The organism is Pseudomonas poae, from assembly GCA_028869255.1.
GTDB classification, from domain to species: Bacteria; Pseudomonadota; Gammaproteobacteria; order Pseudomonadales; family Pseudomonadaceae; genus Aquipseudomonas; species Aquipseudomonas poae_C.
The window spans coordinates 4,273,802-4,288,132 of the sequence record CP110972.1 but is presented as its reverse complement, the minus strand read 5'-3'; the positions used below and the strand labels follow the sequence as shown (position 1 = coordinate 4,288,132).

Annotated in this window: 11 protein-coding genes; 5 read left to right on the top strand and 6 right to left on the bottom strand. The window is 60.4% G+C overall.

The window, feature by feature from the left end:
• Positions 1–3 precede the first annotated feature (3 nt).
• The 3 genes from LRS56_19490 to pcaC all read left to right on the top strand — a co-directional run bounded on the left by LRS56_19490 (position 4) and on the right by pcaC (position 2,751).
• Complete coding sequence (locus tag LRS56_19490; GenBank protein WDU61023.1) at positions 4–1,368, top strand: 3-carboxy-cis,cis-muconate cycloisomerase; 1,365 nt, start codon at positions 4–6, stop codon at positions 1,366–1,368.
• Positions 1,369–1,378: 10 nt separating this feature from the next.
• Entirely contained in the window at positions 1,379–2,170 is a 792-nt protein-coding gene (gene pcaD / locus LRS56_19485) for a 3-oxoadipate enol-lactonase (GenBank protein WDU61022.1), read from the top strand.
• Positions 2,171–2,352: 182 nt separating this feature from the next.
• Complete coding sequence (gene pcaC, locus LRS56_19480; GenBank protein ID WDU61021.1) at positions 2,353–2,751, top strand: 4-carboxymuconolactone decarboxylase; 399 nt, start codon at positions 2,353–2,355, stop codon at positions 2,749–2,751.
• 128 nt (positions 2,752–2,879) lie between these two features.
• Here the strand turns inward: pcaC and LRS56_19475 are convergent, their stop codons facing one another.
• From LRS56_19475 to LRS56_19465, 3 genes are all read right to left on the bottom strand, one after another.
• Positions 2,880–3,779: a polysaccharide deacetylase family protein gene (locus LRS56_19475; protein WDU61020.1), complete on the bottom strand. Its 900-nt coding sequence runs from the start codon at positions 3,777–3,779 to the stop codon at positions 2,880–2,882.
• A 186-nt stretch (positions 3,780–3,965) separates the two neighbouring features.
• Positions 3,966–5,090: a hypothetical protein gene (locus LRS56_19470; GenBank protein WDU61019.1), complete on the bottom strand. Its 1,125-nt coding sequence runs from the start codon at positions 5,088–5,090 to the stop codon at positions 3,966–3,968.
• A gap of 251 nt (positions 5,091–5,341) precedes the next feature.
• A complete protein-coding gene (locus tag LRS56_19465; protein ID WDU61018.1) occupies positions 5,342–6,592 on the bottom strand; it encodes an OprD family porin in 1,251 nt (416 codons plus the stop codon).
• Positions 6,593–6,939: 347 nt separating this feature from the next.
• On the opposite strand from LRS56_19465, the gene LRS56_19460 reads away from it, so the two are divergent.
• On the top strand, positions 6,940–7,278 hold the full coding sequence (locus LRS56_19460; protein WDU61017.1) for a hypothetical protein: 339 nt from the start codon (positions 6,940–6,942) through the stop codon (positions 7,276–7,278).
• 83 nt (positions 7,279–7,361) lie between these two features.
• Here LRS56_19460 and adeC read toward each other — a convergent pair whose 3' ends face one another.
• From adeC to LRS56_19445, 3 genes are read right to left on the bottom strand one after another with little or no spacing between them, the layout of a single operon-like run.
• Positions 7,362–8,819, bottom strand: a complete 1,458-nt coding sequence (gene adeC / locus LRS56_19455; GenBank protein ID WDU61016.1) for an AdeC/AdeK/OprM family multidrug efflux complex outer membrane factor — start codon at positions 8,817–8,819, stop codon at positions 7,362–7,364.
• On the bottom strand, positions 8,816–11,977 hold the full coding sequence (locus LRS56_19450; protein ID WDU61015.1) for an efflux RND transporter permease subunit: 3,162 nt from the start codon (positions 11,975–11,977) through the stop codon (positions 8,816–8,818). The genes adeC and LRS56_19450 overlap by 4 nt, the downstream gene beginning before the upstream one ends.
• Positions 11,978–11,980: 3 nt before the next feature.
• A complete protein-coding gene (locus LRS56_19445; GenBank protein ID WDU61014.1) occupies positions 11,981–13,126 on the bottom strand; it encodes an efflux RND transporter periplasmic adaptor subunit in 1,146 nt (381 codons plus the stop codon).
• A 286-nt stretch (positions 13,127–13,412) separates the two neighbouring features.
• On the opposite strand from LRS56_19445, the gene LRS56_19440 reads away from it, so the two are divergent.
• The gene (locus LRS56_19440) at positions 13,413–14,045 is read left to right on the top strand and encodes a TetR family transcriptional regulator (GenBank protein ID WDU61013.1); all 633 of its coding nucleotides are present in this window, start codon (positions 13,413–13,415) and stop codon (positions 14,043–14,045) included.
• The last annotated feature ends 286 nt before the right edge of the window (positions 14,046–14,331 follow it).

Here is a 14,331-nt window from a genome sequence, read left to right as displayed (position 1 = left end):
GTTATGACTTTGCGCACGAGCAATCAATTGTTCGACGCTTACTTCACCGCTGACAGCATGGCCGAGGTGTTCTGCGACCAGGGGCGCCTGCAGGGCATGCTGGATTTTGAAGCCGGGTTGGCCCGTGCCGAGGCGCGGGTGGGGCTGATTCCCCAGGCCGCCGTCGCGCCGATTGCCCAGGCGTGCCTGGCGTCGCTGTACGACGTGGATGCCCTCGGCGTGGCGATTGCCACGGCGGGGAATTCGGCGATTCCACTGGTCAAGGCGCTGGGCAAGTTGATTGCCGGTGAAGATGCCGGGGCCGAGCGTTATGTGCATCTGGGCGCCACCAGCCAGGATGTGATGGACACCGGCCTGGTGCTGCAACTGCGGCTCGCGGTGGCGTTGATCGAAACCGACCTGGCGCAGCTCGGCGAGGTGCTTGCGGTGCAGGCCCAGCGTTATGCGGGCGTGCCGTTGGCCGGTCGAACCTGGTTGCAGCATGCGACGCCGGTCACGCTGGGGATGAAAATCGCCGGCTGGCTGGGGGCGGTGACGCGCAGCCGTCAGCGCCTTGCCGAGCTGAAACCACGCCTGCTGGTCCTGCAATTTGGCGGCGCTTCCGGCACCCTGGCCGCGCTCGGCGAACAGGCAATGCCCGTCGCCGAAGCCTTGGCGCAGGAGCTGCAACTGAGTTTGCCCGAGCAACCCTGGCATACCCAGCGCGACCGTTTGGTGGAGTTCGCCAGTGTGCTTGGGCTGATCGCCGGCAGCCTCGGCAAGCTGGGGCGAGATATCAGCCTGCTGATGCAGACGGAAGCGGCGGAAGTGTTCGAGCCATCGGCGCCGGGCAAGGGCGGCTCATCGACCATGCCCCACAAACGCAACCCGGTCGGCGCCGCCGTGCTGATCAGCGCGGCCACCCGTGTGCCCGGCCTGGTGGCGACGATGTTCAGCGCCATGCCCCAGGAGCACGAACGCAGTCTGGGCCTGTGGCATGCCGAGTGGGAAACCCTTCCGCAGATTTGCCGCTTGGTCTCCGGCGCGTTGAAACAAGCGCTGCTGGTTAGCGAAGGGTTGGAAGTCGACCCCGAGCGCATGGCGCACAACCTCGACCTGACCCAGGGCCTGGTGCTGGCCGAAGCCGTCAGCATCGTGCTTGCCCAGCGTCTGGGCCGCGAGACTGCGCACCATCTGTTGGAGCAATGTTGCAAACGTGCGGTCGCCGAGAGCCGTCATTTGCGTGCGGTGCTGGCGGACGAACCGCACGTGACGGCCGAGCTGTCAGCGGCCGAACTCGATCACCTGCTCGACCCGGCCCACTATCTGGGCCAGGCCCAAACCTGGGTCACCCGCGCCGTAACCGAACACTTTGCATTGACTGCCTAAGGAGGCCTTTGTGGCATTTGTACAACTCGCCGAGGGCGAACTGCATTACCAACTGGATGGCCCGGTCGACGCGCCGGTGCTGGTGCTGTCCAACTCGCTGGGCACCGATCTGCATATGTGGGACATCCAGATCGCGGCTTTCACCGCGCATTTTCGCGTGTTGCGTTTCGACACCCGTGGCCACGGCAAATCCCTGGTGACCGAGGGCCCCTACAGCATCGAGCAACTGGGCCACGATGTGCTCGCGCTGCTGGATGCGCTGGGCATCCCGCGTGCGCATTTTTGCGGGCTGTCCATGGGCGGTTTGATCGGTCAATGGCTGGGGATCAATGCCGGTGAGCGCCTGCAGCGCCTAGTGGTGTGCAACACCGCCGCCAAGATCGGCACGCCGCAGATCTGGGACCCGCGCATCGAGATGGTCCTGCGCGACGGCGCGGCGGCCATGGTAGCCCTGCGCGATGCCTCGATTGCACGCTGGTTCACCGCCGATTTCGCCGCCGCCAACCCGCACCAGGCCAGGCAGATCACCGATATGCTCGCGGCGACTGACCCCCAAGGCTATGCCGCCAATTGCGCCGCGGTGCGTGATGCGGATTTCCGAGACCAATTGGCCTTGATCAAAGTGCCGACCCTGGTGATTGCCGGCACCGAAGACGCCGTCACACCGCCGGCCGGTAGCCACTTTATCCAGAACCATGTGCAGGGCGCCGAGTACGCCGAGTTCTACGCCGCGCACCTGTCCAACGTACAGGCCGGCGCGGCGTTCAGTGACCGTGTGCTGGACTTTTTGTTGGCGCATTAACCCAGTGTGGTGAGCAGGTTTTTTGTGGCGAGCGGGCTTGCCCGCGTTGGGGCGCGAAGCGCCCCCAAAACCCGACAACAAGGTCCTGCTGAAGACGGTCCAGGGCTGCTACGCAGCCCAACGCGGGCAAGCCCGCTCGCCACAGGTGCTTGAGCCTGAATCGAATTGAGCAAGGAGTTTTTGTGGACGAGAAACAACGTTACGCCGACGGCCTGCAAGTACGCCGCGAAGTGCTGGGCGATGCCCATGTCGACCGCAGCCTGAATGCCCTGACCGAGTTCAACAGCGAGTTCCAGGAAATGATCACCCGCCACGCCTGGGGTGATATCTGGACCCGCCCCGGCCTGCCGCGTCATACCCGCAGCTTGATTACCATCGCCATGCTGATCGGCATGAACCGCAGCGAAGAACTCAAGCTGCATCTGCGCGCCGCCGCCAGCAATGGCGTGACACGCGCCGAGATCAAGGAAGTGTTGATGCAGAGCGCGATCTACTGCGGGATTCCGGCGGCGAATGCCACTTTCCACCTGGCCGAATCAGTGTGGGATGAGCTGGGCGTGGAGTCCCGTCAGCAGGATTGACTTGTGACGCGATCAACTGTGGGAGCTGGCTTGCCTGCGATGGCATCACCTCGGTATCACCGAAAAACCGAGGCGCCCGCATCGCAGGCAAGCCAGCTCCCACAGGGGATTTGCGTGTGATCCACGCATCAGTGCGAATCCGCATCCCACACCCAATTCCACACTCCCGGCAGGTGCACCGGCTCGTTCACGTCCTTGACGGTACGCGCCAGCGCTGCACGCTCCAGCACGGCGCGGTCGGTGTAGAACGGCTCGGCGGCGGTCTGCATGCCATTGATGCGGGCGCTGTCGAGCAGGATCTGCAAGTACTCCTGCATATGCCGTGCGGTGTAGCGGTTGATGTCGTGGAAGGTCACCACCACCGGTGTCACGCCGTCCACCGTCGGCAACTCACCTAGCGCGATTCGCTCGCGCACCACTGACAGTTGTCGATACAGGTTGGCGCGGCGGCGCGGGCTGGCGTTGAAGCCCCAGATCTTGCCGTCATTGGCACTCAAATCCGTGAGCAGTACGTGCATGCCGTGGCGTTGGTAGGCGGCGAAGGTGCGGCGGTCGTAGTTCCAGAACGGCGGGCGTACCAGCACGGGCGGCGCGCCGGTGATTGAAGCGATGTCCGTTGCACCCTGGCTGAGGGTGCGCTCCAGCTCTGCGTCGCCGAGCCAGCGATGATTGGTATGAAACGCTGTTGCCGTGTGGAACGCCAGGATATGCCCGCCTGCGTACTCACGTTCCATGGTCTTGCGCCCCCGCGAGCTGCCGCCGGAACGCGACGCTTCGGTCTGCAGGAAGAACACCGCTTTGATCCCCGGCAGTATCGGGTTGTGCGCGAGGTCAGCGACCACCGAACGGCTCGGGTTGTTGTAGCCCGAGGCGCTGGGGCCGTCATCGAAGGTCAGCAGAAAACGGATCGGCGCCTGGGCGTGCAGGCGTTGTTCGGTGTGTGCCGTCAAGGGGATCGGCGAACCGATACAACCGCTCAGGCAACTGGCTACGGCAAGCGCTGACAGCACGAGGGTGATGGATTTCATACGGGGCCGGACTCCAGAGTGCTGCGCACGATACAGCATGTATTGCCCGATTGCGGACTGGATTTTGACCAACGGGAGGGATGGTAAGGCGTCAGCCGTTATTGACTGAGTGGGCCCAACCTCTTTGACACATGAACGCCCCCAGGGTGGGGGCGTCGTTACTGCGCAGCCAAGCAGTTTTTACGATCAGGCGTTGGCTGTCGGGTTGTAGTTCTGTGGCCTGTATCGCTGGGCGAGGCGGGGCTCTTCAGCGCCTGAAACAAAACCACCCCCTCTGTAGAGCGAGCCGTTCTTATCTTCGCCGGGAAGGATGAACGCATAGTTTTTGACGTTGGAGTCGATAATGGTTTTATCGTCGCCGCCCTGTGTCGTGATGTAGAGCCTTGAGCGCCCGGTGGCGTCGTTTTTGATTGGCAACAGGAATTTTTCGCCATTGATTTGGGCAACCATCGAGCCATCTTCGGCCGCCATGATATGGACGGTGTCTGCCCCATCACCGGTCTTGATGATGGTTACTCCATCGCCGAACTGCAAAGCGTTTTTATTCGGGTCGAAGGTAATAGTGACGTCGCCGTGCCTGAACACTTGGCTATTTCCCTCTTGTTTCATCTGCGAGGCAACCGGGATGACGCCAGGTTCCAGGAATGTTTTTTGGCCGGAGGATTCCGGTGCGGAAATGTAACCATTGAGCCCGGTTACACGATGGCTGTCATTGAGGCTGACGGTTGTTTCGAACCAGATGTTATCGGCGATGGTGACGTGGTCTTTGCCGCCGTTGGTTTTTATTTCAAGTTGTTCGGTCATGGCTCCAATGTTTTCGATGGGCAGTGCATAAGCCTTCCCGTTGATCTCGGCCACTACCCCGCCCGTGGTGAGTGTCTTTATCTCAACAAGATCATCTTTGCCGCCCGTTTCAATGGTGACTTTGTTTCGTTGGATAGGAACGCCGTTGAAACTTCCCGGGTGCAGGGGAGAGGACGTTATCTTGACGTTCCCATTATCAAACTCATGCGTGATGGGCGCTCCGGATGGCGACCTGGGCACGTCGACAAGGGTTGTAAATATGATTCCGGGTGTCTGCGCGGGTTCAGCGGCGCGGGCCTGGCTGAGCCTCAGCTGAGTAAGGCTGTTGGCAGGCTGATGTTGACGCTGAGCTTTTTGGCGACGATCGGTTTCATCAACTACAGCGGGTGTGGCGTGGCTGATGTCTTTGCTGTCGGCGCCACCGGTACTCTTCGACTCCGCGTGTATATATTGTTGCCAAGTTTTCCAAACTTGATTGACTGGATTGCTAGAGGCATTGATGGTCATACATTCGTTCCATGTTTTAGAGGTGGGTGGTATCGCCGCTTGACGGAAAAGATATCCGTCTGGCCCTCTGTAATTGGTGCGACTGCAGTAAGGGTTCCTTCGTGCTTTATTTCGTGTTCTTACAAGTTTTTTTACGCTGTCTGAGTGAAGCGGAGAATGATTCTTCGGTGATTAATCTCAGGGTCTGAGTAGGCCCGAGCGTGCATCGCCATGTAAGCATCGCTTAGTCATGGCGATTCTTTCTCCTCGGCTCAGAGCAGAGAGATGGGATAGCTGACAATCAAGCGATTTTCATCAAACTCATTGTTGCTGTAGTCGCGGCGCATGCTGGAATTGCGCCAGCGCACGGTAAGGTTTTTCAGGCTGCCGCTTTGCACGGTGTAGCCCAATTCGCTTTCGCGGCCCCATTCCTTGCCGTCGGTGATGGTGCCGGTGTGCACGTTGCTGCCGCTGATGTAGCGGTTCATCAAGGTCAGGCCCGGAACGCCGAGGGCGACGAAATTGTAGTCGTGACGCACCTGCCAGGATTTTTCCTGGGCGTTGTCGTAGCTGCTGTTGTAGCTGTCGTTGGCCAGGGTGCCGCCGCTGGTGCCGTTGACGCGCATCCACGCGTTGTTGCCGGTGAGCTTTTGCAGGCCGACGTAGAAGGTGTTGCCGCCGTAGCGGGCCGAGAACAGGCCGGACCAGGTCTTGTTGTCCAGCTCGCCGGCGCGGGCGCTGCCGTCGTCCTTGCCATAGAAGAACCCGAGGTTGGCGCCCAGGGTCCAGTCGCCCAGGGGCTGGCTGTGGGTCAGGTTGACGAACTGCTGGCGGTAGATGTCCTTGAGCTGGGCATTCCACAGGCCGATCTGGGTGCGCTTGTCGTTGAACGCGTATTCGCCGCCCTGGAAGTTGAAACGGTCGGAGGTGAAGGCGGTTTTACCGACCATCGACATGTCGTTCATGCTGCTGTCATCGCGTGGGCTGTTGGCGCGGAACTGGCCGCCGTAGAGGGTCAGGCCGTCGATTTCCCTGGAGGTGATCTGCCCGCCGCGCAGGGTTTGCGGCAGGGAGCGGCCATCGTCCGCACGCAAGATCGGCAGCACCGGCATCCATTCGCCTACCTTGACTTCGGTCTTGGAAATCCGCGCCTTGAACGCCACGCCGAGGCGCCCGAATTCATCCGCCGGGCGGCCATCGTGGTCCAGCGGCAACAGCTGGGTGCCACCGGTGCCGCGCCCGCCATCGAGCTTCAATGAGTACAGCCCCAGCACATCCACACCGAAGCCTACCGTGCCTTGGGTAAAGCCGGATTTGGCGTCGAGGATGAAACTTTGCGTCCACTCCTGCGCGCCGCCCTGGGTTTTGGAGGGGTTGGTGTAATTGCGGTTGAAGAAGAAATTACGCAGGTTGAGATTGGCGTTGGCGTCTTCGAAAAAGCCGTGTTCTTCGGCGACGACGGGGAGGGCAAGGCTGGCGATAGCGGTTACCAGCAAAAGCTGGCGAGGGCGGAGCGTGCTCATGGTGTTGCACCTGTTGTTATTAGGCGGCCATGGTGCGGGGCGGTCCGGGGGCGGTTCAATCGGGGGAGCGCGGGTTGTGGGCGATGATCGAACGCAATTGTGAAGCGCTCAACCCGTCAGCTTCAGGCGCATTGGGGCCTGTGTCTACTGTCAGGGTTGACAGTAGATGGGCGGGTATTGAGCGGCTATGTTCGAGACGGAGGAGATAACTTTTTAGCGTTCAAGGGAGAAGCATCCATGAGCTTTGGATCGGATATGGGGACGTTTTTAACGGCCTCGGATGAGTTCAGTGGAGACCTCATCTATGAGGGGGCCAGACGGTTGCGCTGACCTTCGACAGCTTTAAGTTGATCTATAAGGAAGGCAGTTACTGTCACATCCGCCTTGGTCTGTTGGACAACCAGGGCACGAAAAACGAACTGAAACTTGACGCCGGCCAGCTTGTGTTGAGAGCTGGCATGACCTATCCCATCGGCCCACAGCTGTTGCCCATACAAGCGACCTTCAGCTGGGGGGACTATATCAATTACCTTCCACAGTCCTATTGGGGCAATTTGGCTGTCAATCGCTTCACCACTGACGGTGCTGAAACTGCATTGATCGAGGCCAGCTTTTCACTTGGATGGGAAACCGATGCGGGGAGTGGGGTGGAGGTCCAGTGCACGTTGCTTCGAGTGAGTACTTGAACGCGCCTTGTTGGTGATTAAAGCCGCGACATAAAAAAACCGCCTCCTGTAAGGGAGGCGGTTTTTTGTTTACTGCGCCGTTATCAGAACAACTTCAACGCCGGTGCTTCTTCTTTCAACGGCTCGTTCTTCGCGGTCTGCTCGTTCCAGCCACCGCCGAGGGCCTTGTACAGGTTGACCTCGCTGGTCAGCTGCGCCAGACGGTCGGTGATCAGCGATTGCTGGGCACTGAACAGTTGGCGCTGGGCGTCGAGGAACGTCAGGTTGCTGTCGACACCAATGCGGTAGCGACGCTCGGCCAGGCGGTAGTAATCCTGGTTGGCCGCGACGAAGCCGCGCTGGGCATCCAGCTGCTGCTTGTAGGTCTCACGTGAGGCAAGGCCGTCAGAAACTTCCTGGAAGCCGGTCTGAATAGCCTTCTCGTAGTTGGCCACGTTGATCTCTTTCTGGATCTTCGAGTAGTCCAGGCTTGCGCGCAGGCTACCGGCGTTGAAGATCGGGATGTTGATCTGCGGGGCAAACGACCAGGTGCCCGAACCGCCTTTGAACAGGCCGCCCAGGGTCGGGCTGGCGGTACCGGCGCTGGCGGTCAGGCTGATGCTCGGGAAGAACGCCGCACGCGCTGCGCCGATATTGGCGTTGGCGGCTTTGAGGTTGTACTCGGCCTGCACAATGTCGGGACGACGTTGCAGCAGGTCCGAAGGCAAACCGGCCGGCACTTCGCTGAGCAGGTCATCCGACAGCGGCTTGCTGGCGATATTCGCTGGCAGGCCGGTGCCCAGCAGCAGGGTCAGGCTGTTTTCGTCCTGGGCTACCTGGCGGGTATAGCGCGCCAGTGCGACCCGGGCGTTTTCCACCGAGGTGCGTGCCTGGCTCAGGTCGAGGGCCGAGGCCACGCCGACTTCATTGCTGCGCGAGGTCAGCTTGTAGCTCTGTTCGAACGCGCCCAGGGTGTCCTGGGTCAGCTTGAGCAGTTCCTTGTCGGCCTGCCAGGTCAGGTAGGCATTGGCCACACTGGCCACCAGGCTGATCTGGGTGCTGCGCCGCGCTTCTTCAGTGGCGAAGTACTTTTGTAGCGCTTCTTCACTCAGGCTGCGCACGCGGCCGAACAGGTCCAGCTCGTACGAGCTGATCCCGAGGCCGGCCGAGTACTGGCTGGTGATGCCCGCTTCGCCGGTCTGCGACAGTTTGGCCGGGGTGCGCGAGCGGCTGCCGCTGCCCGTGGCCGAAATGGCCGGGAACAGGTCGGCCCGCTGGATCTGGTACTGAGCCGCATAGGCGTCGATGTTCAGCGCCGCGACACGCAGGTCACGGTTGTTCACCAACGCGGTCTGGATCAGCTGTTGCAGGGCAGGGTCATGGAAAAACTGCTTCCAGCCCTGCTCGGCAGCGGCCTGGCCCGGCGCCTGGGCCGACGAATACGCCGGCCCCTGCGGGAACTGTGCCGCCACCGGCGCGTCGGGGCGCTGGTAGTCAGGTATCAGCGAGCAGCCACTGAGCACGAATGCGGTGACGGCTAGGGAAAGTAGCGACTTGCTCATTGGCCAGCCTCTTTAGGAGTTTCAGTAGTCACTGTCTTTTTACGCTCGCCGGCGGAGGACACGGTTGCGAAGAACAGTGGCACCCAGAATATCGCCAGGACGGTCGCGGTGATCATACCGCCAATTACGCCGGTACCGATCGCGTGCTGGCTGCCTGAACCTGCGCCCGAGGAGATCGCCAACGGCAGTACGCCGAGGATGAACGCCATGGAGGTCATGATGATCGGTCGCAGACGCATGCGGGATGCTTCGATAGCGGCCTCGACGATGCCCTTGCCTTGCTCGTGGAGCTCTTTGGCGAACTCCACGATCAGAATGGCGTTCTTCGCCGCCAGACCCACCGTTACCAACAGGCCCACCTGGAAGAACACGTCGTTGGACAGGCCGCGCATGCTGGTCGCAATCAATGCACCCACCACACCCAGCGGCACGACCAGTACCACTGCAATCGGGATCGACCAACTTTCGTACAGCGCCGCGAGGCACAGGAACACCACCAGCAGCGACAGCGCGTACAACGCCGGTGCCTGGGAGCCGGACAGGCGTTCTTCGTACGACAGACCCGTCCAGGCATAGCCGATACCGGCCGGCAGTTGCTTGGCGATCCGCTCGACTTCGGTCATGGCGTCACCGGTACTGTAGCCCGGTGCCGGGGTGCCGAGGATTTCCATCGCCGCCACACCGTTGTAACGCGAGAGCTTCGGCGAGCCGTAGATCCACTTGCCCGAAGCGATGGCCGAAAGCGGCACCATCTTCCCGGAGTCACTGCGCACGTACCATTTGTTCAGGTCTTCAGGCGACATGCGGCTGGCGGCTTCGCCCTGCACGTACACCTTCTTCACCCGACCACGGTCGATGAAGTCGTTGACGTAGCTGCCACCCAAGGCAATTGCCAGGGTCTGGTTGATGTTCGACAGCGTAATGCCCTGGGCGCTGGCCTTCTCGTCGTCGACGGTGAGTTCGTACTGCGGCTCATCGTTCACGCCGTTGGGGCGCACACCGGCCAGGATCTTGCTCTGGGCAGCCATACCGAGGAACTGGTTACGTGCTGCCATCAACTTCTCATGGCCGACGCCGCCCTGGTCTTGCAGGAACACGTCGAAACCGGTGGCGTTACCCAACTCCAGAACCGACGGCGGCACGATGGCAAACACCATGGCGTCCTGGAAGGTCTGCATGAAGTAACCCTGGGCGCGCTTGGCGATCTCGAATACCGAGTTGGACGCATCGCGCTCATCCCACGACTTGAGCATCACGAACGCAAGGCCCGAACTCTGGCCACGACCGGCGAAGTTGAAGCCGTTCACGGTAAACACCGATTTCACGCCTTTGCCTTCGCCTGGCTCGCCTTCCTTGTCGTTGAGCAGGTAAGCACGCATGTCGTCGATGACTTTTTGCGTACGTTCAGCCGAAGAACCGACCGGTGTCTGCACCTGGGCGAAGATAACACCCTGGTCTTCGTCGGGCAGGAACGCGGCAGGAATGCGCATGAACAGCCAGATCATGCCGGCGAAGATCAGCGCGTACACCAGGAACGCCGGGATCTTGTGCTTGATCATATTGCCCACGCCGCGCTCGTAGCTCAGTACGCCACGGTCGAAGGTGCGGTTGAACCAGCCGAAGAAACCACGCTTGGGTTGGCCGTGTTTTTCCGGATCGATGGGCTTGAGCATGGTGGCGCACAAGGCCGGGGTGAAGATCAGGGCAACCAGTACCGACAACGCCATGGCCGAAACGATGGTGATGGAGAACTGTTTGTAGATCACACCGGTGGAACCACCGAAGAACGCCATCGGCAACAGTACTGCCGACAGTACCAGGGCAATACCCACCAGGGCGCCCTGGATCTGGCCCATGGATTTGACCGTCGCCTCTTTCGGCGACAGGTGTTCCTCGGCCATCACCCGCTCGACGTTTTCCACCACGACGATGGCGTCATCCACCAGCAAGCCGATGGCCAGGATCATGCCGAACATGGTCAGGGTGTTGATGGTGAAACCGAACGCCGCAAGGATCCCGAACGTACCCAGCAATACCACCGGAACCGTCATGGTGGTGATGATGGTGGCGCGGAAGTTCTGCAGGAACAGGAACATCACCAGGAACACCAGCACGATCGCTTCGACCAGGGTGTGAACCACGCCGGAGATCGACTCGGTCACAACCGGCGTAGTGTCATACGGCACCACCGCCTTCATGCCCGGCGGGAAGAACGGTTCCAGCGACGCCACGGTGGCGCGGATCGCCTTGGCGGTGTCCAGGGCGTTGGCGCCCGAAGCCAGCTTGATCGCCATACCGGAAGCCGGGTTGCCGTTGAACTGCGCACTGATGCTGTAGTTCTGGCCGCCCAGTTCGATACGCGCGACGTCATGCAGGCGAACCTGGGAACCGTCGGCATTCACCTTCATCAGAATGTTGCCGAACTGCTCAGCCGTTTGCAGACGCGTCTTGCCGATGATGGTGGCGTTCAGCTGGTTGCCGGGCAGGGCAGGCAGGCCGCCCAATTGACCGGTGGCCACCTGGACGTTCTGCGCGGAGATCGCCGTGCTGACGTCGACGGGGGTCAACTGGAAGTTGTTGAGCTTGGCCGGGTCAAGCCAGATACGCATGGCGTACTGTGAACCGAACACCTGGAAGTCACCGACGCCCGCAGTACGCGAGATCGGGTCCTGGATGTTGGACACGATGTAGTTCGAGAGGTCGTCCTTGGTCATGCTGCCGTCTTCCGACACCAGACCGATCACCATCAGGAAGTTCTTCACCGACTTGGTCACGCGGATACCCTGCTGCTGCACTTCTTGCGGCAGCAGTGGGGTCGCCAGGTTCAGTTTGTTCTGCACCTGAACCTGGGCGATGTCCGGGTTGGTACCCTGGTTGAACGTCGCGGTGATGGTCATGCTGCCGTCGGAGTTACTGTCCGAGGCCACATAACGCAGGTTGTCGATACCGTTCAGCTGTTGCTCGATCACCTGCACCACGGTGTCCTGCACGGTTTGTGCGGACGCGCCTGGGTAGGTCACCTGGATGTCGATGGCGGTTGGCGCGATGGCCGGGTATTGGTTGATGGGCAACTTCAGGATCGAGAGTGCCCCGACCAGCATGATCACCAGGGCAATTACCCAGGCGAAAATGGGGCGGTCGATAAAAAATTTCGACATGGATTACTCCCCTTTGCCAGCAGGAGCAGCAGGAGCTGCACTACCTGCGGGCTTGGCGTTGTCAGCATCCTTGACCTTGACCTCCACGCCCGGCTTGACGTACTGCAGGCCTTCGGTGATCACACGGTCACCGGCGTTCAGGCCCTTCTCCACCAGCCAGTAGGCGCCGGCGGTGCGGTTGGCGACCAGCACACGCTGCTCGACCTTGTTGTCCGCGTTGACCACCAGGGCTGTCGGGATGCCCTTCAGGTCACGGGTCACACCTTGCTGTGGTGCCAGGATCGCCTTGCTGTTCACACCGGCTTGCAGTTGGGCGTGCACGAACATGCCCGGCAGCAATGTGTGGTCAGGGTTCGGGAACACGGCGCGCAGGGTCACGGAACCGGTGGTCTGGTCGACCGACACTTCGGAGAATTCGAGCTTGCCGTCCTGGCCGTAGTCGCTGCCGTCTTCCAGGGTCAGCTTGACCTTGGCGGCATTGGCGCCGGCTTTTTCCAGCTGGCCGCTTTCCAGGTCGCGGCGCAGTTTCAGCATTTCAGCCGAAGACTGCGTTACGTCGACGTAGATCGGGTCCAGTTGCTGGATCACGGCCATGGCGTCGGTCTGGCCGTTGCTCACCAGCGCGCCTTCGGTGACCGAAGAACGGCCGATACGCCCGGAGATCGGCGCGAACACTTTGGTGTAACGCACGTTGATCTGGGCGGTTTGAACGTTTGCTTCCGAAGTCATGCGATTGGCGACGGCGGTGTCGTATTCCTGACGGCTGACGGCTTGCTCATCGACCAACTGCTTGTAGCGGTCGGTGATCGACTTGGTCTGGGTCAGGCTGGCTTGTGCGCTTTTGAGCGTGGCTTCATAGACCGAAGGGTCGATCTGATAAAGCTGCTGGCCTTCCTTCACATCCGCGCCTTCCTTGAACAGGCGCTTGAGGATGATACCGTTGACCTGCGGGCGAACTTCCGCGATGCGGTAGGCAGTGGTGCGGCCCGGCAGCTCTGAAGTCAGGGTAAAGGCTTGCGGTTGAAGGGTGACCACGCCGACCTGAGGGGTTTGAGCGGGCGGAGCCGCTTCTTCCTTTTTACATCCGCTGAGCAGCGATGCCAGGGCGACGGCAGTGACCAGAGCGGTAACAGCTGGCTTAAGTTGCATGAAGATCCTCGGGTCAGGCGCGCAGGGTGCGCACAAGAAGGGTGGAAGGGTAAAAAACAAGCTGTGAGTGGATAAGTAGCTTGCTACGCAATATACTTACGTTCATGGTTGTTTGTAAACTCTTGACAGGCTTTGCGCAATGTTGACAAAGCAACGCCCAAAGCCTCGATTCCATTACGTTCGGCACCCATGACGGTGTCGTCCCACAAATATTCTGATGATCGTTAACGCCTATTAACGTTGCGTTAACGATAGTCTCAAGTGTCCTGATTGAGGTTTTACTGCCATGGTTCGTCGCACCAAAGAGGAAGCTCAGGAAACGCGCAGCCAAATTCTCGACGCCGCCGAGCAAGCCTTTTATGCGCGTGGTGTTGCGCGGACCACGCTGGCGGATATCGCCGCGCTGGCCGGTGTGACGCGGGGTGCCATCTATTGGCATTTCAGCAATAAATCCGATCTGTTGCAGGCGCTGCTCGACACCCTGCATGAGCCGCTGGACGAGTTGGCCCGCGCCAGTGAAAGCGAGGATGAACTCGACCCGCTGGGCTGTATGCGCAAGTTGCTGATTCATCTCTATCATCAAGTGGCCCTGGACCCGAAAACCCGGCGCATCAATGAGATCCTTTTTCATAAGTGCGAGTTCACCGATGAAATGTGCGACATGCGGCGCCAACGCCAGACCCACAGCCTTGAATGCAACCTGCGCATCAGCCTGACGTTACGCAACGCAGTCCATCGCGGGCAGCTTCCAGAAAATCTCGACACCACGCGGGGTGCAGTGTGCATCCATGCCTACATCCACGGTTTGATCGGCCAATGGTTGCTGGTGCCTGACAGCTTTCAGCTGCATCAGGACGCCGAACGCTGGGTGGATGCAGGGCTGGACATGCTGCGCCTGAGCCCTAGCCTGCGCAATTAAGACAAAATGCGTAATTGCATCCACTTGTGTCAACAGTAAAGCCCAAGGAGCGTCAATCGTCCTTTTGCCTGATCGGTGGGGTGACTTTATATACGGGCTGGCGGGCGGTTGATAGGTAGCCGCCTAAGTATTTTGTAGGGATTTTGTTGCGGTTCTGTGAAGCAATGTAGCCAGAACCTGCACACAGCCAACAATGTGGGAGGGGGCTTGCGCCCGATGGCAGTGGTTCAGTCAACACATACAGTGACTGATACACCGCCATCGGGGGCAAGCCCCTCCCCACATT